Source organism: Streptomyces sp. NPDC087906 (assembly GCF_055584925.1).
This window is the reverse complement of record NZ_JBVJLC010000003.1, coordinates 642,368-665,183: the sequence shown is the minus strand read 5'-3', so window position 1 is coordinate 665,183 and position 22,816 is coordinate 642,368. Positions and strand designations below refer to the sequence as shown.

Sequence of the window (22,816 nt, the reverse complement as noted above, 5' to 3'; positions counted from 1 at the left end):
TATCTGCCGAAGGCGTACCGCAGCCGTCAGTCGGTTAGGGTCACCTAACTTAGCCATACCTTAGCGGATGGGCGACAGATCGAGGCGGCAGGATGCGGTAGTACGCGCACATTGATGAAGGAGACTGTCGTGTCGGCGAACAGCTTCGACGCCCGCAGCACGCTGCGTGTGGGCGACGAGTCGTACGAGATCTTCCGGCTGGACAAGGTCGAGGGCGCTGCGCGCCTCCCTTACAGCCTGAAGGTGCTGCTGGAGAACCTGCTGCGGACCGAGGACGGCGCGAACATCACCGCCGACCACATCCGTGCCATCGGCGGCTGGGACTCCCAGGCGCAGCCGAGCCAGGAGATCCAGTTCACCCCGGCCCGCGTGATCATGCAGGACTTCACCGGTGTGCCGTGTGTCGTGGACCTGGCCACCATGCGCGAGGCCGTCAAGGAGCTGGGCGGCGACCCGGCGAAGATCAACCCGCTGGCCCCCGCCGAGCTGGTCATCGACCACTCCGTGATCGCCGACAAGTTCGGCACGCCGCAGTCGTTCGCGCAGAACGTCGAGCTGGAGTACGGCCGCAACCAGGAGCGCTACCAGTTCCTGCGCTGGGGCCAGTCCGCCTTCGACGAGTTCAAGGTCGTCCCGCCGGGCACCGGCATCGTGCACCAGGTCAACATCGAGCACCTGGCCCGTACGGTCATGGTCAGGAACGGCCAGGCATACCCCGACACCCTCGTCGGCACCGACTCGCACACCACCATGGTCAACGGCCTCGGCGTGCTGGGCTGGGGCGTCGGCGGCATCGAGGCCGAGGCCGCGATGCTCGGCCAGCCCGTCTCGATGCTCATCCCGCGCGTCGTCGGCTTCAAGCTGACCGGCGAGCTGCCCGCCGGCACCACCGCGACCGACCTCGTGCTGACCATCACCGAGATGCTGCGCAAGCACGGCGTCGTCGGCAAGTTCGTCGAGTTCTACGGCGAGGGCGTCGGCGCGACCACGCTCGCCAACCGCGCCACCATCGGCAACATGTCGCCGGAGTTCGGCTCGACGGCCGCGATCTTCCCGATCGACGCCGAGACGATCAAGTACCTCACGCTCACCGGCCGCAGCGAGCAGCAGATCGCGCTCGTCGAGGCGTACGCCAAGGAGCAGGGGCTGTGGCTCGACCCGGCCGCCGAGCCGGACTTCTCCGAGAAGCTGGAGCTCGACCTCGCCACGGTCGTCCCGTCCATCGCGGGCCCCAAGCGCCCGCAGGACCGCATCATCCTGGCCGAGGCCCAGCAGAAGTTCGCCCAGGACGTACGGAACTACGTGACGGACGACGAGGAGTCGGGCAAGGAGTCCTTCCCGGCCTCCGACTCGCCGGCCTCCCACAACGGTGTGCCGACCCGGCCCACCCTCGTCACGGCCCCGGACGGCTCGACGTACGAGATCGACCACGGCGCCGTCACCGTCGCCGCGATCACCTCCTGCACCAACACCTCGAACCCGGCCGTCATGGTCGCCGCGGCGCTCGTCGCGAAGAAGGCCGTCGAGAAGGGCCTCACCCGCAAGCCGTGGGTCAAGACGACGCTGGCCCCCGGGTCCAAGGTCGTCATGGACTACTACGACCGCGCCGGCCTCACCCCGTACCTCGACAAGCTCGGCTTCAACCTCGTCGGCTACGGCTGCACCACCTGCATCGGCAACTCGGGCCCGCTGCCCGAGGAGGTCTCCAAGGCCGTCAACGACGCCGATCTCGCGGTCACCGCCGTGCTCTCCGGCAACCGCAACTTCGAGGGCCGGATCAACCCCGACGTCAAGATGAACTACCTGGCCTCGCCGCCGCTGGTCGTCGCCTACGCCATCGCGGGCTCCATGAAGGTGGACATCACCCGCGACGCGCTCGGCACCGACCAGGACGGCAAGCCGGTCCACCTGGAGGACATCTGGCCCTCCGAGGCCGAGGTCAACGAGGTCGTGGCCTCCGCGATCGGCCAGGACATGTTCAACGACTCGTACAAGGACGTCTTCGCCGGCGACGCGCAGTGGCAGGCGCTGTCCATCCCGACGGGCAACACCTTCGAGTGGGACCCGCAGTCCACCTACGTGCGCAAGCCCCCGTACTTCGAGGGCATGGCGCAGGAGCCGTCCCCGGTCGAGGACATCACCGGCGCCCGCGTCCTCGCCAAGCTGGGCGACTCGGTCACCACCGACCACATCTCCCCGGCCGGTGCGATCAAGGCCGACACCCCGGCCGGCACGTACCTGACGGAACACGGCATCGAGCGCCGCGACTTCAACTCGTACGGCTCGCGCCGCGGCAACCACGAGGTCATGATCCGGGGGACGTTCGCCAACATCCGCCTGCGCAACCAGATCGCGCCGGGCACCGAGGGCGGCTACACCCGCGACTTCACGAAGGACGGCGGGCCCGTCTCCTTCATCTACGACGCGTCGGTCAACTACCAGCAGGCCGGCACCCCTCTGGTCGTCCTGGCCGGCAAGGAGTACGGCTCGGGCTCGTCCCGCGACTGGGCGGCCAAGGGCACGGCTCTGCTCGGTGTGAAGGCGGTCATCGCCGAGTCGTACGAGCGCATCCACCGCTCGAACCTGATCGGCATGGGCGTGCTCCCGCTCCAGTTCCCTGAGGGCGTTACCGCCGCCTCCCTGGGCCTGACCGGTGAGGAGGCCTTCTCCTTCGCCGGTGTGACCGCGCTGAACGACTCCATCCCGGCCACGGTCAAGGTCACCACCGACACCGGTGTGGAGTTCGACGCGGTCCTGCGCATCGACACCCCCGGCGAGGCGGACTACTACCGCAACGGCGGCATCCTGCAGTACGTGCTGCGCAGCCTGATCAGCAAGTAACTCAGGGCTTGGCGCAACAGGTGAAGGGCCGCACCCCCTCGGGGGTGCGGCCCTTCACCCGTGACACACCTTCCGTCAGTGATGTACAGGGAGTCGTCCCGTTCGGCTCCGGGCCGCAAATCGCGGCCTGCGGTCGTTCTCTGAAGACGCACACCGCGTGGCACGCACCGCCGGCGAGCCGTACCGGCCTCGGGGGACACTGTGACCATGACTGGTGCGAGGAACGGGTTGCCGGGGCTGGGTGCGTCGTGTGCCGCCGCGTTGGGGGAGCACGGATGCCCCTCGGTGTCCGTCGCCGTGGCCGAGTGCGGGAACGTGGTGCTGGCCGAGGCGTACGGGTTCGCCGACGCGGCCGCCGGGCGGGCGGCCACGCCGCAGACCGCGTACGCGCTGGCGTCCATCAGCAAGCCGGTCACCGCGACCGCCGTGTGTGTCGCCGTGGACGAGGGGCTGATCGGTCTCGACGAGCCCGTGCCCGTGGCCGGCGACACGCCGTGGCCCGATCCGACGGTGCGTCAGTTGCTGCGCCACCGGGGCGGGTTCGGGATGCACTACGACTTCCACCACGGCGCCGACAAGCCCGCCCTCGACGCGGAGCGCTACGCCCGGCTCCAGCGTGAGCCGGGCGCCGGCTACGCGTACGCGAACCTCGGATACCGGGCGCTGGGGCGGCTGTTGGAGCAGGTCACAGGACAGCCGCTCGGCTCGTTCGTACGGGAGCGGGTCTTCGAACCGCTCGACCTGCACAACTGCCTTCTGGCGAGCGCCTATCCGGGCCCGGCGCCGTCGGCGGTGCGCCACACGGCCGACGGCCGCCCGTATCCCCGCTCCCTGGGCACCAGCCACCCCGGAGCCACCCTCGGCTGGGCGCCCGCGCCGGAACTCGCGCTCTTCGGCCAGTCGTACGAGCGGCTGCTCACGCCCGCGACGGCGGCGGCGATGCGGGACGGGATCCCGATCAACGCGCACCTCGGGTACGGGCTCGGCTGGTGCGTGTCGTACGGGGACGGCCCGTCGGTGGTCAGCCACGGCGGCGGTATGGGCGGCGTGGCGGCGATGCTGGTCGCGGTGCCCGACCAGGAGCTGTCGGTGGCCGTGCTGACCAACAGTACGAACAAGGCGGCCCGCGACGCGGTCGTCCAGTACGTGATGAGCGCGCTCGTGCCGCACTACCGGCCCGAGCTGATCTCGCCCCTGACCGAGGACCCGGCGCGCCCCGCCGCACTGCCGCCGGGTGCGTGGAGCGGCCGGATCGCGGCGCCCGAGCGGGACATCCCCACCGAGTTGCGCGTACGGCCGGACGGCGGCGTCGAGTTGAGCGTGGACGGCGAGCGCGCCAGCGGACCCGCCGACGCGTCGGCCGAGTGGGACCTGCGGGCGGACCTCCCGCTCCAACTGCCGACCGCCGACGCCAGGCTGAACAGCCCCCGGCTCGGACTCGCGCTACGGCTCGACGGCGCGGCGGGCGAGGACGGACTGACCGGCGTCGCGTACGCGTACAAGGACGGCGACGCCGAGGGCCTGATGGGCAACTTCCTCTCCCACCCCTGCGAGCTGACGCGCCGCTGAAGCCTGAAACCGCTCGGCGGCCGGGGGGAGTTCCCCCGGCCGCCGAACAGCACATCCCACCTGCGAGTCAGCGCGTCAGCGCAGCAACTCCACCTCCGCCAGCGACGCCTGGCCCTTCGGCACGAGCCGGTACTGCCGGTACGTGCCCGGATGCGCCACGGTGAAGACCCGTGTCTGCTGGTCCCAGGAGAACTTCTCCCCGGACCGCGCGTCCACCGTCGTCCACCGCTTCCCGTCGGCCGAGCCCTCCAGCGCCCAACCGGCCGGTGCCTCCGCCGCCTTGGCCGACGTCAGCGTGTACTGCACGGCCCGAGTCGCCGAGTCGACCGGCAGCTCCACCTGCCCGCTGACGGCCGACTCCGTCGCCGACGTGTTGTCGAACAGCGGACCAGGGCCGGTCAGCGCGTCGGAGCGCGGCGTCGGGGCCTTGTCGCCCTTGGTGATCGACACCGGCGCCGCGTCCTTGCCCGTGCCCCAGGCCGACGGCTTCGGACCCATCGCGAAGTCCAGCGTGCCGCCGCGCGCCAGCAGGTCGTGCGGGAGCGCCGTGGAGTTCCACGTCTTCCCGTTGACCTTCAGACCCTGGACGTAGATGTTCTTCGCGCTGTTCTTCGGGGCCTTGACGACCAGGTCGCGGCCGCCGCCCAGATGCAGTGTCGCCTTGGTGAACTGCGGTGAGCCGACGGCGTATTCGCCGCTGCCCATGACCAGCGGGTAGAAGCCGAGCGAGGAGAACAGGTACCAGGCCGACTGCTCGCCGTTGTCCTCGTCGCCGTGGTAGCCCTGGCCGATCTCGCTGCCGGTGTACAGCCGCGACAGGACCTCGCGCACCTTCTCCTGCGTCTTCGACGGTCCGCCCGCCGCGTCGTACAGGTAAGTGACGTGGTGCGCCACCTGGTTGGAGTGGCCGTACATGCCCATCCGCACGTCGCGCGCCTCGGTCATCTCGTGGATGACGCTCCCGTACGAGCCGACGACGTCGGGCGACGCCGTCTCGGGGGTGGCGAAGTACGTGTCGAGCTTCTTGCCGAGACCCGCCTTCCCGCCGTACAGGTCGGCGAGACCGCGGGTGTCCTGCACGGCCGTGAACGCGTAACCCCAGCCGTTGGTCTCGGTGTAGTCGTAGCCCCACACCTTCGGGTCGTACTCGGCGGACGGCACCCGCCACGCGCCCTGCGGGTCGCGGCCCTGGAAGAAGCCGGCCTCGTGGTCGAAGAGCGTGACGTAGTCCTGGGCGCGGTTGAGGAAGTACGCCGACTCCTCCTTGTACCGCTCCTTGCCCGTCTTCTTGTAGAGCTTCTGGCCCATCTGCGCGATGCCGTAGTCGTTGAGATACCCCTCAAGCGCCCACGAGAGGCCCTCTCCCGTGTCGGTGGAGGTGTAGCCGAGGAACGGCGAGGTCTCCATGCCCTTGCGGCCCACACCCGAACTGGGCGGCGCCACCGTCGCGTTCTTCAACGCCGCCTCGTACGCCGCTGCCGCGTCGAAGTCGACGCCCTTCACGTACGCGTCGGCGAACGCCACGTCCGAACTGGTGCCGGTCATCAGGTCGGCGTAGCCCGGGGACGACCAACGGGAGATCCAGCCGCCGTCCTTGTACTGCTGGACGAAGCCGTCCACCATCTCGCCCGCCTTCTCCGGCGTGAGGAGCGAGTACGCCGGCCAGGTCGTCCGGTAGGTGTCCCAGAAGCCGTTGTTCACATACACCTTGCCGTCCACGATCTTCGCGCCCGTGTGGGTCGCGGTGTCGGGGGCCGGCATCGGGGAGAACGGGCTGGCGTACTGCTGCTTCGGACGCGACGCCGAACCGGTGTTCTCGAAGCCCGAGTTGGGATACAGGTACAGCCGGTAGAGGCTGGAGTACAGCGAGGTGAGCTGGTCCTTGCTCGCGCCCTCGACCTCCACCTTCCCCAGCAGTTGGTCCCAGGCCCGCTGCGCCTTCTTCTCGACCTGGCCGAAGCCGGTGCCCGCCGGGATCTCGGCCGCCAGGTTCTTCTTCGCCTGGTCGACGCTGATCAGCGACGTCGCGAGACGCAGGTTGACCGTGCGGTCCTTGCCCGCGTCGAAGCGCAGATAGCCGGTGACGTCGTCACCGCCGCCGCCGGTGAGCTTGCCGCTCGCGGTGACCGGCGCGTCGAAGACGCCGTACACGAACAGCCGGGTGGCGCCGACCGAGAGCCCGCTCTTGACGTCGGAGAAACCGGTGAAGGACCGGCTGCCCGGGTCGAGGGTGAGCCCGCCGTCGTTGGAGATGTTGTCGAAGACCATGCTCGCTTCGTCGCCGGGGTAGCGGAAGCGCATCGCCGCCGCGTGGTCCGTCGGCGTCATCTCCGCCTTCAGCCCGTTCTCGAACGTCACCCCGTAGTAGTGCGGCTTCGCCACCTCGTTCTCGTGCCGGAAGGGCAGCGCGCGCGCCGCGCGGTCCGCGTCCGGGGTGTCCGCCGCCACCGACGGCATGAGCTGGAACGTCTGCCGGTCACCCATCCAGGGGCTCGGCTCATGGCTGGCGCTGAACGCCTGGAGCGTCGGCAGGTTGTCCGCGTTGTTGTTGTGCGCGTACTCGTACAGCCAACTGTTGGAGCCCGCGTTGGTCACCGGCGTCCAGAAGTTGAAGCCGTTGGGCACGGCCGTGGCCGGGAACGTGTTGCCACGCGAGAACGAGCCGCTGGAGTTGGTGCCGCGCACCGTCGAGGCGTAGTCCGACAGATGCGCGAGCGGCTTCTCGGGCGGCGCGGGCGCGATGCTGATGTCGTCGATCCAGCCCTGGAACGCCGCCGGGCCCTTGGGCGAGTCGTACGCCACCAGGATCCGGTCGACCGTCCGGCCCGCCGCGACGGCGCCGATCCGCGCGTCCACCTGGTTCCACTGGTTCACGTAGAGCCGCTTGGCCGCGCCCTGCCCCTGCGGGGTGAGCTTGCCGCCGTGCGCGTCCACGGCCCCGAGGTCGCTGAGGTAGCTGCCGTCGGTGAAGGCGAGGTCCACCGACACGTTCGTGGCGGGGTAGTTGAGGTCCGTCTCCGTCATGGACGGATAGATCCGGTAGGAGAGCGCGGTGTCCCGGCCGACGGCCGTGTTCACGTCGAAGACCTTGTTGTACGAGTACGCGCGGCCGTCCGGCTTGTGCGTGCCCGCGTACTTGAGCGCCTTCGTACCGGTGAAGCCCGCGTTGGCCTTGGCCGTCGGCGATCCGGCGGGCCCCCGGTCGACCTGGGTGCGCATGTCCTGCGGCGCCGGAGGAGCGGTGTTCCCGTCGGAGAACTGCACATCGGCCAGTTGCAGGGCGTCGGGGGAGCCGTTGTTGGCGGTGAAGTCGACGCGGTAGTGCTGGTACTCGGCGGGCTCGGCGATGTCGTACGACTTCGTCTGGAACCGTTCGGCGAAGGTCTGGCCGGTCTTGGCGTCCAGCTCCTTCCATGCCTTGCCGTCGGTCGAGCCCTGGAGCTTCCAGTCCTTCGGGTCACGCTCGGCGTGGTCGTTGGCCGAGGTCAGCGCGTACGTGGCGACCTTGACCGGGGCGTCGAGGTCGAACTCGACCCAGCCGGTCGCCTCGAACGTCAGCCATTTGGTGCCCGACTGGACATCGACCAGATTCTCTTTGGTCTCGCCCGAGTCCGGGTTCTCGCCGCTGGCCCGCACCTCGGTCACCCGGTCGGTGACATTGCCCGGAATTCCGGCGGTGAAGGCGCCGTCGACACCGGATGCCCGCTTCTCTCCGTCCGGTCCCACTTCTACGGTATTCCGCCAGTCCGGCTGGACTTCGCCCGTCTCGAAAGAGGAGCTGAATTCCTTTTGCCGCGTGCTGCTTTCCGCCGCGCTCCGGTCCGTGGAACGGGCCTGGGCCGCCGACTGGGCGCTCACCACGAGGAGCGCCGCCGCCGCCACCAGGGATGCGGTATGCCATTGTCTGCGCCGGCGTCCGGGTTTCTGCTGCATACCGAGCCTTTCCTCCCGAGGATCCCGTCCAATCAGGCCGGAACCACGTCGGACAACGTTGTCAGAGTGGTGCGCGAGGGACCAGTAGGGGACAAGAGCCGTGAGGTGTCAAGGGTGTTGGACGTGGTGGGGGTGGTAAACCGGTCATTCCCTCAGGACCGACCTGGTCGAATGAGTACACAACCGGCTCACATGTCCGGGAGGTCTCAACTAGGGAAAGACTGCCGTCCAAACCTGCTTTCGATCTTGCTCACCTGGCGGGAAGTGGACTATACCTGTCGGCACCCGCCCCGCGTATCCCGTGGCGGCGGGCCAGGGGGACACGACCCGGAGGGGGACAGGGCCGGGGGGAAGGGCTCTGCTCGTCGTACCCGGCCGGCCGTTCAGGCCGTACCTCCTGCGAAATCCGGTCCGACACCGGTCCGGCATTCCTGTACGACCCAGCTTCAATTGACCGCGGTGGCGGGGCCCTTCGCCTCAGAAGAGAAGGACGGGCGACCGGTACACCGCCTGAGTCCTGAAGAAGGCGAGGACTTGAGCATGGGATCCACCTCCGCTCAGCACAACGAGGGTCTTGACCGTCGCAACCTCATCAAGCGCTCCGCCGCGCTCGGCGTGATCGCGGTACCGACGATGAGCTTCCTGTCCGCCTGTGCGAGCAGCGACAGCGGATCGGACAAGAAGGTCGACAAGGGCAAGACGAGTGCGAAGAACCCGCTCGGTGTGAACGACACGGCGCCGCTGGACTTCGTACTGTTCGACGGCGGTTTCGGCACCGAGTACGCCACGGACGCCGTCAAGCTGTACAACAAGGCCCACCCGAAGGCGAAGGTGAAGTTCAGCTCCACCCAGAAGATCCAGTCCACGCTGCAGCCGCGCTTCAACGGCGGCACACCGCCCGACCTGATCGACAACTCGGGCGCCGAGCAGATGGACATGGGTGTCCTCGTCGGCCAGAAGCAGCTCACCGACATGACTCCGCTGCTGGACTCCCCGTCCGTCGACGACCCGGCCAAGAAGGTGCGCGACACCCTGCGCCCCGGCATCGTCGAGATGGGGCAGTACGACGGCGAGCCCTTCTGGATCATGAATTACGCCTACACCGTGTACGGCGTGTGGTATTCGCAGACCGCCCTTGACAACCTCGACGCGGAGTACCCCGAGGACTGGGACGCGATGCTGGCCCTGTGCGAGAAGGCCAAGAAGAAGGGCATCGCCGGCTGGACGTACGCGGGCAAGTACCCGTACTACCTGCCCTTCTCGCTCTACCCGTTCATCGGCAAGATCGGCGGCCGCGAGGTACTCGACGCGATCGACAACCTGGAGCCGAACGCCTGGAAGAACCCGGCCGTCAAGTCCGCGTTCGAGGCGTACTACGAGCTGTACAAGAAGGGCTACATCCTCAAGGGCACCCCGGGGATCGACCACATCCAGTCGCAGACGGCGTGGACCGAGGGCAAGGCCCTGTTCATCCCCAACGGCTCGTGGGTGGAGAACGAGGCGGCGAAGACGACGCCCAAGGACTTCCAGATGAAGGTGGCGGCGCCGTCCAGCCTGGACAGCTCCGACAAGCTGCCGTTCGGCACCCTCTGGGCGGGCGGCGGCGAGCCGTTCATCGTGCCGGCCAAGGCGGCCAACCCCGCAGGCGGCATGGAGCAGTTGCGCATCATGCTCAGCGAGGCGTCCTCCAAGAACTTCACCACCAAGGTGAAGTCGCTGAGCGCCTTCAACGGAGGCACCGACGGGCTCACGCTGTCGACCGCCATGCAGTCGGCCGTCGACTCGCTGGCCAAGGCCGGCGACAACGTGCTCAACCCGCGGCTGCAGGACTGGTACGTCCAGCTCCAGAAGGAGAAGATCGGCACCGGCGCGCTCGGCGAGATGATGGCCGGCCGGATGACCCCGGCCGAATGCGTCGCCAAATGCCAGGAGTTCGCCGACGCCGCCGCCAAGGACTCAAGCATCAAGCACTACAAGCACGCGGCCTAGAAGCGGCGACCGGAAGCCCCGCCGGGGCTTCCGGTTCCGCACGGCAGCACGGCGGTGCCCGCCCAAGATTCGGGGTCTGGAGACATGCAACACGGCAAGTACCGTTTCATCGCGGGGTTCTTGATCCTCCCGCTGGCGCTGTACGCCATTTTCGTTGTCTGGCCGTTCGTCCAGTCCATCTTCTACTCGTTCACGGACTGGTCAGGACTGAGCCCGGACTTCAAGATGGTCGGCTTCAGCAACTACACACGGATGCTGCACGACGAGACGTTCTGGAAGTCGTTCCAGCACAGCCTGACCTTCGCCCTGGTGCTGCCCGTACTCGTTCTCGGGCTGGCGCTGTTCCTCGCCTTCATGGTCAACATCGGCGGCCGGCGCCGAAAGAGCGCCGCCATCGCGGGAGTTCGCGGATCGGGTTTCTACAAGATCGTCTACTTCTTCCCGCAGGTCCTGTCGATCGCGATCGTCGCGCTGCTGTTCCAGTTCGCGTACAACCCGAACAGCGGTCTGCTCAACGGCGCACTCAGAGGCGTGGGTCTCGGCAGCTTCCAGCCGGACTGGCTGGGCGACCCGAAATTCGCCCTGTGGTGCGTGATGGCCGTTCTGCTGTGGAGCCAGACCGGTTTCTTCGTGGTCCTGTTCTCCGCCGGCATGGCGTCCATACCCAAGGACTTCTACGAGGCCGCGCTGCTCGACGGGGCGAACCGCGTCACCACGTTCTTCCGCATCACGCTGCCGCTGCTCTGGGACACCGTGCAGTCCGGCTGGGTGTACATGGGCATCCTGGCGCTGGGCGCCGAGTCCTTCGCGGTCGTCCAGATCATGACCGTGGGCCCCGGCGGGCCCGCCAATTCCACCAACGTACTGATCCTCTACGTCTACCAGAAGGCGTTCCGTGACGGTCAGGCGGCTTATGCGACCACGATCGGTGTCGCTCTCCTCGTCGTGACGCTGGTCTTCGCCGGCCTCGTGATGCGGGTGGGCCGACGAGAGCGGCTGGAGTACTGATGAAGACCACCGACACCCCGCCGCCGCCCGCCGAAGCCGTCGAGAAGCGGCAGCCCGCGCCGGCTCCCGGCGCCCCCGCCGCCAAGGCGGACAAGACCGGCGGGACGCTCAACGTCTTCTCGCACGGCGTTCTCGTCATCTGGGCGATCCTGGTCGCGCTGCCGCTGCTGTGGGCCGTGATGACGTCCTTCAAGGACGACAAGTCCATCCTGACCACGCCCTGGGCGCTGCCCGACCGGCTGCACTTCGACAACTGGTCGCGCGCCTGGACCCAGGCGCACATGAGCGAGTACTTCCTCAACACCATTGTCGTGGTGGCGGGTTCGCTGATCGGTACGCTGCTGCTCGGCTCCATGGCCGCCTATGTGCTGGCGCGCTTCGAATTCCCCGGGAACCGGTTCATCTACTTCCTGTTCGTCGGCGGGATGAGCTTCCCGATCATCCTCGCGCTGGTTCCGCTCTTCTACGTCATGAGCAATCTGGGGCTGCTGAACACCATCCACGGGCTGATCCTGGTCTACATCGCCTATTCGCTGCCGTTCACGGTCTTCTTCCTCACCTCGTTCTTCAGAACGCTGCCGACCTCGGTCGCGGAAGCCGCGCTCATCGACGGGGCCTCACACACCCGTACGTTCTTCCAGGTCATGCTGCCGATGGCGAAGCCAGGACTGATCAGCGTCGGCATCTTCAACTTCCTCGGCCAGTGGAACCAGTACCTGCTGCCCACGGTGCTGAACACCGACCCCGACCGCAGGGTGCTCACCCAGGGGCTCGTGCAGCTCGCGAGCAGCCAGGGGTACAAGGGCGACTGGTCGGGACTGTTCGCCGGCCTTGTCATGGCGATGCTGCCGGTGCTCGGCGCGTACATCATCTTCCAGCGCCAGGTGGTCGCGGGACTCACCGCGGGAGCGCTGAAGTAACGAACGAGGCACGGGACCAGGCAGGACAGCCCGCGCCGGGACAGGGACCGCCCGCCCACCGTCACGGTGCCGGCGGGCGGTTCGCTGCGGTTTGCGGTGATGTCGTCAACTGGCCGGAGACCGCTCATGCGTGGCCTCACTCGCTCAAGGTCTTGACGGGGAGCTGTCCGAAAGGCTGAGCTTAGGGTTCACAAGTTGGAGATACGTCGGGGTCTCATTGGCGCGACCCCGGCCGGGGGCGGTGGTCGTGCCGCCTGCCTAGGGCAGGAGTGGATGAGTCGTGGAGACTCCAGGGTCGCAGTCGTCTCTGCACCGGGCCAACCTCGAGCGGGTGGTGCGCGCGGTGCGCATGGCCGGCGCGCTCACCCAGGCGGAGATCGCCCGGAGCACCGGACTGTCGGCGGCCACGGTCTCCAATATCGTCCGCGAGCTGAAGGACAGCGGGACCGTGGAGGTCACGCCGACGTCGGCGGGGGGCCGCCGGGCGCGAAGTGTCGCTCTCAGCGCCGACGCGGGCATCGTCATAGGGGTGGATTTCGGCCATACCCATCTGCGGGTCGCGGTGGGCAACCTCGCCCACCAGGTGCTCGCCGAGGAGTCCGAGCCGCTCGACGTGGACGCGTCGTCCGCGCAGGGCTTCGGCCGGGCCGAGGAGCTGGTCGAGCGGCTCATCGTGACCACCGGCGTCAGCAGGCAGAAGGTGATCGGCGTCGGGCTCGGTGTGCCGGGCCCCATCGACGTCGAGTCGGGCACCCTCGGCTCCACCTCGATCCTGCCGGGCTGGACGGGCATCAACCCCAGTGACGAGCTGGCGGGCCGGCTCGGGGTGCCGGTCTACGTCGACAACGATGCCAACCTCGGCGCGCTCGGCGAGCTGGTCTGGGGGAGCGGTCGCGGGGTCAAGGACCTCGCCTACATCAAGGTCGCCAGCGGGGTCGGCGCGGGGCTGGTCATAGACAGCCAGATCTACCGGGGGCCCGGCGGCACGGCGGGCGAGATCGGGCACATCACGCTCGACGAGTCGGGCCCGGTGTGCCGCTGCGGGAACCGGGGGTGCCTGGAGACGTTCACCGCCGCCCGGTACGTCCTGCCCCTCCTGCAGTCCAGCCACGGCGTCGATCTGACGATGGAGCGGGTCGTCCAGCTCGCCAGGGAGGGCGACCCGGGCTGCCGCAGGGTCGTGGCGGACGTCGGGCGCCATATCGGTAGCGGTGTCGCCAATCTGTGCAACCTCTTGAACCCCAGCCGGGTGGTGCTCGGCGGCGATTTGGCGGAGGCTGGGGAGCTGGTGCTCGCGCCGATACGCGAATCCGTCTCGCGGTACGCGATTCCCAGCGCGGCACGGCAGCTCTCGGTGCTTCCAGGCGCTCTCGGGGGGCGGGCCGAGGTGCTCGGCGCGCTGGCTCTCGTCCTGAGCGAAATGGGCGATTCGACCCTTTTGGAGAGCGCGCTGCCGGCCAATACGCCTGCCTTCACTTAGATAACGAATGGCACCGTTGTCATCTCGTTAAGGATTTACTCCTTGACGTCGCCCTCGGACCCGAGTTGACTTCCAGCCACCTCGGCCGCAACGACGCGGCCTCGTCAGGGAGGTTTTTCGAAGTGAACGCGAACATGCGTCGTGCCGCCGTGGCTGTCGCAGCCACCGCGATGGCTGTTTCCCTCGCTGCTTGTGGCAGCGCCAAGGAGTCCGGTGACAAGGCCGACGCTCCCAAGAAGAAGTCCGACTCGAACGCGATAACCGTCGGTCTGCTCCTCCCGGAGAACCAGACGGCGCGTTACGAGGCGCTGGACAAGCCGCTCATCGAGAAGCGGATCTCCGACCTCACCAACGGTGAGGGCAAGGTCATCTACCAGAACGCCAAGCAGGACGCCTCGCTGCAGAACCAGCAGGCGGACAGCATGATCACCAACAAGGTGGACGTGCTGATCGTCGACTCCGTCGACTCGAAGGCGATCGCCAGCTCGGTCACGAAGGCCAAGCAGGCCGGTATCCCGGTCGTGGCCTACGACCGCCTCGCCGAGGGCCCGATCGACGCGTACACCTCGTTCGACAACGAAGAGGTCGGCCGCGTCCAGGGCAACGCGCTCCTGAAGGAGCTCGGCTCGAAGGCCACCAAGACGAGCGAGATCGTCATGATGAACGGCGCGAGCACCGACCCGAACGCCGCGCTGTTCAAGAAGGGCGCCCACTCCGTCCTCGACGGCAAGGTGAAGATCGCCCGCGAGTACGACACCAAGGAGTGGAAGCCGGAGAACGCCAACGCCAACATGGAGGCGGCGATCACGGCACTCGGCAAGAACAAGATCGTCGGTGTCTACTCCGCCAACGACGGCATGGCCGGCGGTATCATCCAGGCCCTCAAGCAGGCCGGTCTGACGAAGCTTCCCCCGGTCACGGGCCAGGACGCCGAGCTCGCCGGTGTGCAGCGCATCCTCGCGGGTGAGCAGTTCATGAGCGTCTACAAGTCCGTCCCGCAGGAGGCCTCGGTCGCCGGTCAGATGGCCGTCGCGCTGGCCAAGGGCCAGGACCTGGCGCCCATCGCCAAGGACACCGTCGACAGCCCCACCACCAAGGGCATCCCGACCACGATCGTCCCCGTCGTCTCGCTGACCAAGGCGAACATCAACGACACGGTGATCAAGGACGGCATCTACCCCGTCGACAAGATCTGCACCCCCCAGTTCAAGGCCGCCTGTGACGCGGCCGGTGTGAAGTAGTCCCTCTCCGGGTCCGCCCGGCCGACTGCTCCACCTGGTGAAGCCTGTCCGGCGCCTCGCCCGTCAACAGCCCCGCAAGCAGGGGCGGGGCGCCGGACGGAACACTTCACAACGAACCGTCGCTCACGCGGCGGGTTCCGTATGTTCTCTTCTGCTCGACCCACCGCGCCTCACCCCGGCGCGGCATCCCCGCCGGTCAGGCGGCGAAGGAGATGGTTCACGTGACCGCTACGCCCGTGTTGGCGTTGCGAGGGGTCTCCAAGCGATTCGGTGCCGTCCAGGCGCTCACCGATGTTCAGCTTGAGGTCCATCCCGGTGAGGTTCTCGCCCTTGTCGGCGACAACGGAGCCGGCAAATCGACGCTGGTGAAGACCATTGCCGGCGTCAACCCCATCGATGACGGAGTCATCGAGTGGGAAGGCAGGCCGGTTTCGGTCAACCGCCCGCACGACGCCCAGAACCTGGGCGTCGCGACGGTCTACCAGGACCTGTCGCTCGCCGACAACCTCGATGTCGTCGGCAATCTGTACCTCGGACGTGAACTCCACCGCTGGGGCGTCCTCAACGAGGTCGAGATGGAACGCCGTTCGCGCGAACTGCTCGACACGCTGTCGATCCGCATCCCCAGCGTCCGGATCCCCATCGCCTCCCTCTCCGGCGGTCAGCGCCAGACAGTGGCGATCGCCCGCTCCATGCTCGGCAACCCCAAGCTCGTCATCCTCGACGAGCCGACGGCCGCCCTCGGTGTGGAGCAGACCGCGCAGGTCCTCGACCTCGTCGAGCGGCTGCGTGAGCGCGGTCTCGCCGTCCTGCTCGTCAGCCACAACATGGCCGACGTCAAGGCCGTCGCCGACCGGGTCGCCGTGCTCAGGCTCGGCGGCAACAACGGTGTCTTCGACGTCAGGACGACGTCGCAGGAAGAGATCATCGCCGCCATCACCGGTGCCACGGACAATGCCGTGACCCGCCGTGCGTCGCGCAACGTGGAGGTTCAGAAGTGAGTATCGACAAGACCTCCACACCGCGCCACAAGGCGGTGGACGCGCCCGCTGCCGCGGAGGGCGCCGTAACAGCGGTCGACCCCCGGCTGCTCGTGCGCGAGCAGGGCTTCGGCGGCTACATAACGGAGTTCCGCCGCAAGATCAAGGCGGGCGAACTGGGCTCCATGCCCGTCGTCATCGGCCTGATCGTCATCTGGGCGATCTTCACCAGCCTCAACTCGCGCTACCTGAGCGCCGAGAACTTCAGCAACATCTCGGTCACCATGGTCGGTACCGGCATGATCGCCGTCGGTATCGTCTTCGTGCTGCTGCTCGGGGAAATCGACCTCTCGGTCGGCTCGGTCAGCGGTCTGGCGAGCGCCGTCTTCGGTGTGCTCGGCATCACCCACGGCATGAACGCCTGGCTGGCGTTCATCATCGCCATCCTCACGGGCGCCGTCGCCGGTGTGATCCACGGGTTCTTCTTCGCCCGGATCGGTGTGCCCGCCTTCGCCGTGACCCTGGCCGGTCTGCTGTTCTGGAACGGCCTGATGCTCCAGGTGCTGGGCGACGACGGCACGATCAACCTGAACGGCAACGATGTCGTCGGCAAGCTGACGTCGTACTACTTCACCGATGTGGCAGCCGCCTACATCCTGGCGGTCGTCGCCGTCGTGCTGTTCTTCCTGATGACGTTCACGGACAACCGCAAGCGCGCCAGGGCCGGCATGCCGTCCCGGCCGAACAGCGAGATCGTGGTCCGCACCGTCCTGCTCGCCATCGCCGCCTTCGTGGTCGCGATCCTGTTCAACCAGTACAAGGGCCTGCCGCTGGCCTTCGTGCTGTTCATCGTCGTCGTGGTCGGCACGGACTTCCTGCTGCGCCGCACCTCGTACGGCCGCAAGGTCTTCGCACTCGGCGGCAGCGTCGAGGCCGCCCGTCGTGCCGGTATCAATGTCACGCTGGTCCGGATCTCGGTCTTCGCGATCGCCGGCACCTTCGCCGCCCTCGGCGGTCTGTTCATCGCCTCCAAGATCGTCGCCGCCAACCAGGGCGCCGGTAGTGGTGACCTCCTGATGAACTCGATCGCCGCGGCGGTCATCGGTGGTACCAGCCTCTTCGGTGGCCGCGGCCGCACCTGGAACGCTCTGCTCGGTGTACTGGTGATCTTCTCGATCCAGGCCGGGCTCAACCTCCAGGGCATCGCCTCGCCGATCCAGTACATGATCACCGGCGCGGTGCTGCTGGCGACGGTCGTCATCGACGCCGTCACCCGCAAGACCCAGAAGTCCGCGGGTCGCGCCTGACCGCGGTTCCCGCGGGTCGTGCCCGGCGCCCTCACCAGGGTGCCGGGCACGGCTGCGTTCCGGCCAGGGAAGCGGCCGCCACCGGCTGAACCGCCCGGGAACGGGGTCGTTCCGCACGGCCGCGGCGCTGCACAAAGAGCGTGGGGACGCAAGGAAGAAGCGCGGTTCCCAGCCGATGGTGTGAGATACAAACGCGCCGCCTGACGAACAGCGTCCCGTGGGGAACATTAGACTCTGCGGATCGGTAGAGCTCGACCAGCTCAAACGCTAGGAGGCACGGGTGCCGTTGCTGACCCACATCAAGGGACCGCGTGATCTGGACCGGCTCGGTCCCGAGCAGCTCGACCAGCTCGCCGGGGAGATCAGGTCCTTTCTCGTCGACGCGGTGTCCAAGACCGGCGGCCACCTCGGCCCCAATCTGGGCGTCGTCGAGCTGACCATCGCGCTGCACCGGGTCTACGACTCGCCGAGGGACAAAGTCCTCTTCGACACGGGCCACCAGTCGTACGTGCACAAGCTGCTCACCGGACGCCAGGACTTCTCCAAGCTCAAGGGCAAGGGCGGCCTGTCCGGCTACCCGTCGCGCGCCGAGTCCGACCACGACGTCATCGAGAACTCGCACGCGTCGACGGTCCTCGGCTGGGCCGACGGCCTCGCCAAGGCCAACGAGGTCCTGAAGAAGGACGACCATGTGGTCGCCGTCATCGGCGACGGCGCGCTCACCGGCGGGATGGCCTGGGAGGCGCTGAACAACATCGCGGCCGCCAAGGACCGCCCGCTCGTCATCGTCGTCAACGACAACGAACGCTCGTACGCGCCGACCATCGGCGGCCTCGCCAACCATCTGGCGACCCTGCGGACCACCGACGGCTACGAGCGCTTCCTGGCCCGCGGCAAGGACCTCCTCGGCCGTACGCCGGTCGTCGGCAAGCCCCTGTACGAGACGCTGCACGGCGCCAAGAAGGGCCTCAAGGACTTCATCGCCCCGCAGGGCATGTTCGAGGACCTCGGGCTGAAGTACGTCGGCCCGATCGACGGCCACGACATCGAGGCCCTGGAGTCGGCGCTGCTGCGCGCCAAGCGCTTCGGCGGCCCGGTCATCGTGCACTGCATCACGGAGAAGGGCCGCGGCTACAAGCCCGCCGAGCAGGACGAGGCCGACCGCTTCCACGGCATCGGCCCCATCCACCCCGACACGGGCCTGCCGATCGCCGCCGCCGGCATGGACTGGACCTCGGTCTTCGGCGAGGAGATGGTCAAGCTCGGCCATGAGCGCGCCGACATCGTCGCGATCACCGCCGCCATGCTCCAGCCGCTCGGCCTGGAGAAGTTCGCCAAGGCGTTCCCCGACCGGGTGTACGACGTCGGCATCGCCGAGCAGCACGGCGCCGTGTCGGCGGCCGGCCTGGCCACCGGTGGGCTGCACCCCGTCTTCGCCGTCTACGCGACGTTCCTCAACCGCGCCTTCGACCAGGTGCTGATGGATGTCGCCCTGCACCGCTGCGGGGTGACGTTCGTCCTCGACCGGGCCGGTATCACCGGCACCGACGGCGCCTCGCACAACGGCATGTGGGACATGTCGATCCTCCAGTGCGTGCCGGGGCTGCGGATCGCCGCCCCGCGCGACGCCGACCAGGTCCGCGCCCAGTTGCGCGAGGCGGTCCAGGTCGAGGACGCGCCCACGGTGGTGCGCTACTCGAAGGGAGCCGTCGGCCCCGCGGTCTCGGCCGTCGGCCGGGTCGGCGGCATGGACGTCCTGCGCAGGCCCGAGGGCCAGGCCGCCGACGTCCTGCTGGTCTCCGTCGGCGCGCTGGCGCCGATGTGCCTGGAGATCGCCACACTCCTCGACAAGCAGGGCATCTCGACCACGGTCGTCGACCCGCGCTGGGTCAAGCCCGTGGACGAGGCGTTGCCGCCGCTCGCCGAGCAGCACCGGGTCGTCGTCACCGTCGAGGACAACAGCAGGGTCGGCGGGGTCGGCTCCGCCGTCGCCCAGGCGCTGCGCGACGCCGGAGTCGACGTACCGCTGCGGGACTTCGGCATCCCGCCGCGCTTCCTCGACCACGCGGCGCGCAAGGAGGTCATGACCGAGATCGGTCTGACGGCGCCGGACATCGCCCGCCAGGTCACCGGACTCGTCGCCAGGCTCGACGGCCGGCTCGTGGACGCGCCCGCCGAGGCGGCCCGCGACTGACGGCAGGCCGTACACACCAACCCCGGGCCTGCCGGATCCCCTTGCGCGGTCAGATCGTAAGGGTGGTCCGGCAGGTCCATCCGTGTGAAGGCCGCCGATACGGGTAGCCGGGTGCGCAAGGTCTCTCGATCATGATCGGTAACCATGCGCTCGGAGGTACGCCGGTGACAAGCCAGCAGGACACGGAACCAGCCAAGAACGGTATGTTCCGCACGAAATCGGTCGAGCAGTCGATTGAGGACACCAAAGATCCTGAATACGCGCTCAAGAAGTCGCTGACCGCCCTCGACCTGACGGTCTTCGGCGTCGGCGTCATCATCGGGACCGGCATCTTCGTCCTGACCGGCAAAGTGGCCAAGGAGAACGCGGGCCCGTCCACCGCGCTCGCCTTCGTCGTCGCGGGCGTGGTCTGCGGCCTCGCCGCGCTCTGCTACGCCGAGTTCGCCTCGACGGTGCCGGTCGCCGGATCCGCCTACACCTTCTCGTACGCCTCACTCGGCGAACTGCCCGCCTGGATCATCGGCTGGGACCTCGTCCTCGAACTCGCCCTGGGCTGCGCGGTGGTGGCGGTCGGCTGGTCCGGCTACATCCGCTCACTGCTGGACACGGCGGGCTTCCATCTGCCCGCGGGCCTGTCCGGCACGCACGGCGGGCACTTCGGCTTCGACATCCTCGCCGTGCTGCTCGTCCTCGTCCTGACCGGCATCCTCGTCGTCGGGATGAAGCTGTCCTCGCGCGTCACGAACGTCATCGTCGCGGTCAAGGTCACCGTCGTCCTGATCGTCATCATCGTCGGCGCCTTCCTCATCACCGGCGCCAACTACGACCCGTTCGTGCCGCCGGCCCAGGACGTCAAGGGCGGCGACGGCCTGACCGCCCCGCTCATCCAGCTCATGGCCGGCTTCACCCCGTCCAACTTCGGCATCATGGGCATCTTCAGCGCCGCCGCCGTCGTGTTCTTCGCGTTCATCGGCTTCGACATCGTCGCCACCGCCGCCGAGGAGACCAACAACCCCCAACGCGACGTGCCGCGCGGCATCTTCGGCTCGCTGTTCATCTGCACCGTGCTCTACGTCGCCGTGTCGATCGTCGTCACCGGCATGGAGCACTACACCAAACTCACCGTGGACGCCCCGCTGGCCGACGCGTTCAAAGCCGTCGGACACCCCTTCTGGGCCGGTCTGATCAGCTTCGGCGCCGCCGTCGGGCTCACCTCGGTCTGTCTGATCCTGCTGCTCGGCCAGACCCGGGTGTTCTTCGCGATGAGCCGCGACGGACTGCTGCCGCGGACCTTCTCGCACGTCCACCCCAAGTTCAAGACGCCCTACCGCTCGACGATCCTGCTCGGTCTGATCGTCGCGGTCGTCGCGGGGTTCACCTCCATCGACACCCTCGCCGAACTGGTCAACATCGGCACGCTGTTCGCCTTCGTCGTGGTCGCCATCGGCGTGATCATCCTGCGCAAGCAGCGCCCCGACCTGGAGCGCTCGTTCCGTACGCCGCTGGTGCCGTTCGTGCCGATCCTGTCGGTGCTCGCCTCGCTGTGGCTGATGGTCAACCTGCCGGCCGAGACCTGGGTCAGGTTCGGCATCTGGATGGCCGTGGGCCTGGTCGTGTACTTCGTCTACGGACGCCGCCACAGCCGCCTCGGCCTCACCGGCCGCTGATCACCGCGCCGCCGGGCGTACGGTCCTGGGCCCGGCGCACACCGCGCCGTGCTCGCCCACCCGGCGGCGCAGCTCGCGGTCGGCCGTCACGACCACACAGTGCCGGCCGGCCGCGGCGGCCGCCAGCTCCACGATCTTGTCGTCGCCGCTGCCGGGCGCGGGCTCGACCCGTACGCCCGGCACGGACGCCACCCCCCGCGCGCCGCCCTCGGTGACGAGCACGACCTCCAGGGGGCCCGGAAAGCCGGTCACCCCGTGCTCGGCGACGGCCACCAGCGAGTCACGCAGCCGCTCGGCCGCCCCGTGCCGGTCCCGCCACCAGCCGTCCGGGACCGACCCGACCACGTTCGCCGCGTCGACGATCAGCAGAATCCGCACCTCAGCAGCCTGGCACAGCGGGACGCGCCAGATGCCGCCCCGGCGCGTGCGAGTATCATCAGTCCGTCGAGATTCCTCCGAGTTCCTGCGCTCGGGAAGGTGGCGTTGGGCGATGGCAATGAGGTCCGTACGGACGTCGAAGCAGCCGGAGGACGGTATGGGTAAGGCTCCCGGTTCCGACCGCAAGAGCAGGCCCCCCGTGGCCGCCGACCCGACCCTCCCGGCGACCACCGGCTGGCTGCTGCGCGGCAAGGACGGCAGGCTCAGCGCGTACTCGCCCGTCGACCAGGCCCTGCTCCGGTGGACCGAGACCAGGCCCGGCGGACCCGAATGGACCGGACCCGACCGGCTGGAAGCGCGCGGCATGCTGCCGTACCTGTCCATCTCGCAGAGCGCCGAGGGCTACGTCCATCTGATGGGCGTACGCAAACGCCCCCGCACCGACGGCCCCGACGACATCGACTTCGCCTACGCCATCCAGTTCCAGACGGGCCGCCCGCTGCGTGACTGGCTGCCCCTGAGCAACCCGCACGGCAAGGACCGCGCCAAGGCGGTCCGGGTCGGTCTGCCGTCGGCGGTCATCGACTCGGCCGGCGGTATGCAGCTCTTCGCCCGCAACGCCGACGGCGCCCTCGCCAGCCGCCGGCAGAACCCCACCGGGGGCTGGCGCGGCTGGGGCCGGGTGGTGGCCGAAGGGACACCGGCCACCGGCGAGGCCGCGACCGCCACGACCGCACACGGCGCGGTCGACGTCGTCGTACCGGCCAAGGACACGCTGCTGCGCTGGCACCGCCCCGCCTCCGACAAGCCGCTCATCCGCGACACCAGCGAACCGGCGGCGAACGTCGAACCCGGCACGATCACCGCCGAGCGCACCAGCGCCGAAGGGCTCACCCACTTCTGGCGCGACGCGGGCGACGGCACGCTCCGCGCCTGGCGGCCCGGCAGCGAGCCCGCCGTGCTCGCGGGACGCGGCACGGGCCCCGTGGCCCTGCTGCGCACCCCCGTGGACGGCTTCGACTGCACGATCCTCGCCCAGCGCGGCCTGGACGGGCGCCCCACCATCGCCGCCTACCCGACGGAGGAGGAGACGGTGGGCCTCAACTGGACCCCCACCGGCGAACCGTGCGTCGGCGCGCCCGCCCTCGCCCTGGACGCGGAGGGTCGGGTGGTGCTGGCGGCCATCGGCCTCGACGGGAGCCTGCGGGTGGCCCGGCAGAAGGCCGAGCAGGGGCTGGCGCTGGCGGCCTGGACCCGCTTCTAGAGCACAGCAAGAGGGGCCCTGCGGCAACAGCCGCAGGGCCCCTCT

General features: G+C 68.6%; 14 protein-coding genes. 12 read left to right on the top strand and 2 right to left on the bottom strand.

All coding sequences use genetic code 11. The features are described from left to right. Positions 1–129 precede the first annotated feature (129 nt). Positions 130–2,841 (top strand): aconitate hydratase AcnA, encoded by a 2,712-nt coding sequence (gene acnA / locus ACZ63I_RS12385; RefSeq protein ID WP_469337955.1) that lies wholly within the window; start codon positions 130–132, stop codon positions 2,839–2,841. A gap of 207 nt (positions 2,842–3,048) precedes the next feature. Next, the gene (locus ACZ63I_RS12380; protein ID WP_469337953.1) at positions 3,049–4,410 is read left to right on the top strand and encodes a serine hydrolase domain-containing protein; all 1,362 of its coding nucleotides are present in this window, start codon (positions 3,049–3,051) and stop codon (positions 4,408–4,410) included. A gap of 75 nt (positions 4,411–4,485) precedes the next feature. On the opposite strand, the gene ACZ63I_RS12375 is transcribed toward ACZ63I_RS12380, so the two are convergent. Beyond that, positions 4,486–8,343, bottom strand: a complete 3,858-nt coding sequence (locus tag ACZ63I_RS12375; protein ID WP_469337951.1) for a GH92 family glycosyl hydrolase — start codon at positions 8,341–8,343, stop codon at positions 4,486–4,488. A 540-nt stretch (positions 8,344–8,883) separates the two neighbouring features. On the opposite strand from ACZ63I_RS12375, the gene ngcE reads away from it, so the two are divergent. From ngcE to ACZ63I_RS12330, 9 genes are all read left to right on the top strand, one after another. Continuing rightward, positions 8,884–10,332, top strand: a complete 1,449-nt coding sequence (gene ngcE / locus ACZ63I_RS12370; protein WP_469337949.1) for an N-acetylglucosamine/diacetylchitobiose ABC transporter substrate-binding protein — start codon at positions 8,884–8,886, stop codon at positions 10,330–10,332. 84 nt (positions 10,333–10,416) lie between these two features. After that, positions 10,417–11,340: a carbohydrate ABC transporter permease gene (locus tag ACZ63I_RS12365; protein ID WP_469337947.1), complete on the top strand. Its 924-nt coding sequence runs from the start codon at positions 10,417–10,419 to the stop codon at positions 11,338–11,340. After that, positions 11,340–12,260, top strand: a complete 921-nt coding sequence (locus tag ACZ63I_RS12360) for a carbohydrate ABC transporter permease (RefSeq protein WP_469337946.1) — start codon at positions 11,340–11,342, stop codon at positions 12,258–12,260. Before ACZ63I_RS12365 ends, ACZ63I_RS12360 begins: the two co-directional genes overlap by 1 nt. A gap of 280 nt (positions 12,261–12,540) precedes the next feature. Then, positions 12,541–13,740, top strand: coding sequence for an ROK family transcriptional regulator (locus ACZ63I_RS12355; protein WP_469337943.1), 1,200 nt, complete (start codon positions 12,541–12,543; stop codon positions 13,738–13,740). Between the two features lie 134 nt (positions 13,741–13,874). Then, positions 13,875–14,981, top strand: coding sequence for an ABC transporter substrate-binding protein (locus ACZ63I_RS12350; protein WP_469338363.1), 1,107 nt, complete (start codon positions 13,875–13,877; stop codon positions 14,979–14,981). Positions 14,982–15,193: 212 nt separating this feature from the next. After that, positions 15,194–15,982, top strand: coding sequence for an ATP-binding cassette domain-containing protein (locus tag ACZ63I_RS12345; protein WP_469337942.1), 789 nt, complete (start codon positions 15,194–15,196; stop codon positions 15,980–15,982). Next, positions 15,979–17,268: a sugar ABC transporter permease gene (locus tag ACZ63I_RS12340; protein WP_469337940.1), complete on the top strand. Its 1,290-nt coding sequence runs from the start codon at positions 15,979–15,981 to the stop codon at positions 17,266–17,268. The genes ACZ63I_RS12345 and ACZ63I_RS12340 overlap by 4 nt, the downstream gene beginning before the upstream one ends. 280 nt (positions 17,269–17,548) lie before the next feature. Continuing rightward, a complete protein-coding gene (gene dxs, locus ACZ63I_RS12335; RefSeq protein WP_469337938.1) occupies positions 17,549–19,462 on the top strand; it encodes a 1-deoxy-D-xylulose-5-phosphate synthase in 1,914 nt (637 codons plus the stop codon). Between the two features lie 203 nt (positions 19,463–19,665). Beyond that, positions 19,666–21,129, top strand: a complete 1,464-nt coding sequence (locus ACZ63I_RS12330) for an amino acid permease (RefSeq protein ID WP_469338361.1) — start codon at positions 19,666–19,668, stop codon at positions 21,127–21,129. Here the strand turns inward: ACZ63I_RS12330 and ACZ63I_RS12325 are convergent, their stop codons facing one another. Further along, positions 21,130–21,507, bottom strand: coding sequence for an NTP pyrophosphohydrolase (locus ACZ63I_RS12325; RefSeq protein ID WP_469337936.1), 378 nt, complete (start codon positions 21,505–21,507; stop codon positions 21,130–21,132). Positions 21,508–21,619: 112 nt separating this feature from the next. Between ACZ63I_RS12325 and ACZ63I_RS12320 the strand changes: the two genes are divergently transcribed. Beyond that, positions 21,620–22,771, top strand: coding sequence for a PLL family lectin (locus tag ACZ63I_RS12320; RefSeq protein WP_469337935.1), 1,152 nt, complete (start codon positions 21,620–21,622; stop codon positions 22,769–22,771). The last annotated feature ends 45 nt before the right edge of the window (positions 22,772–22,816 follow it).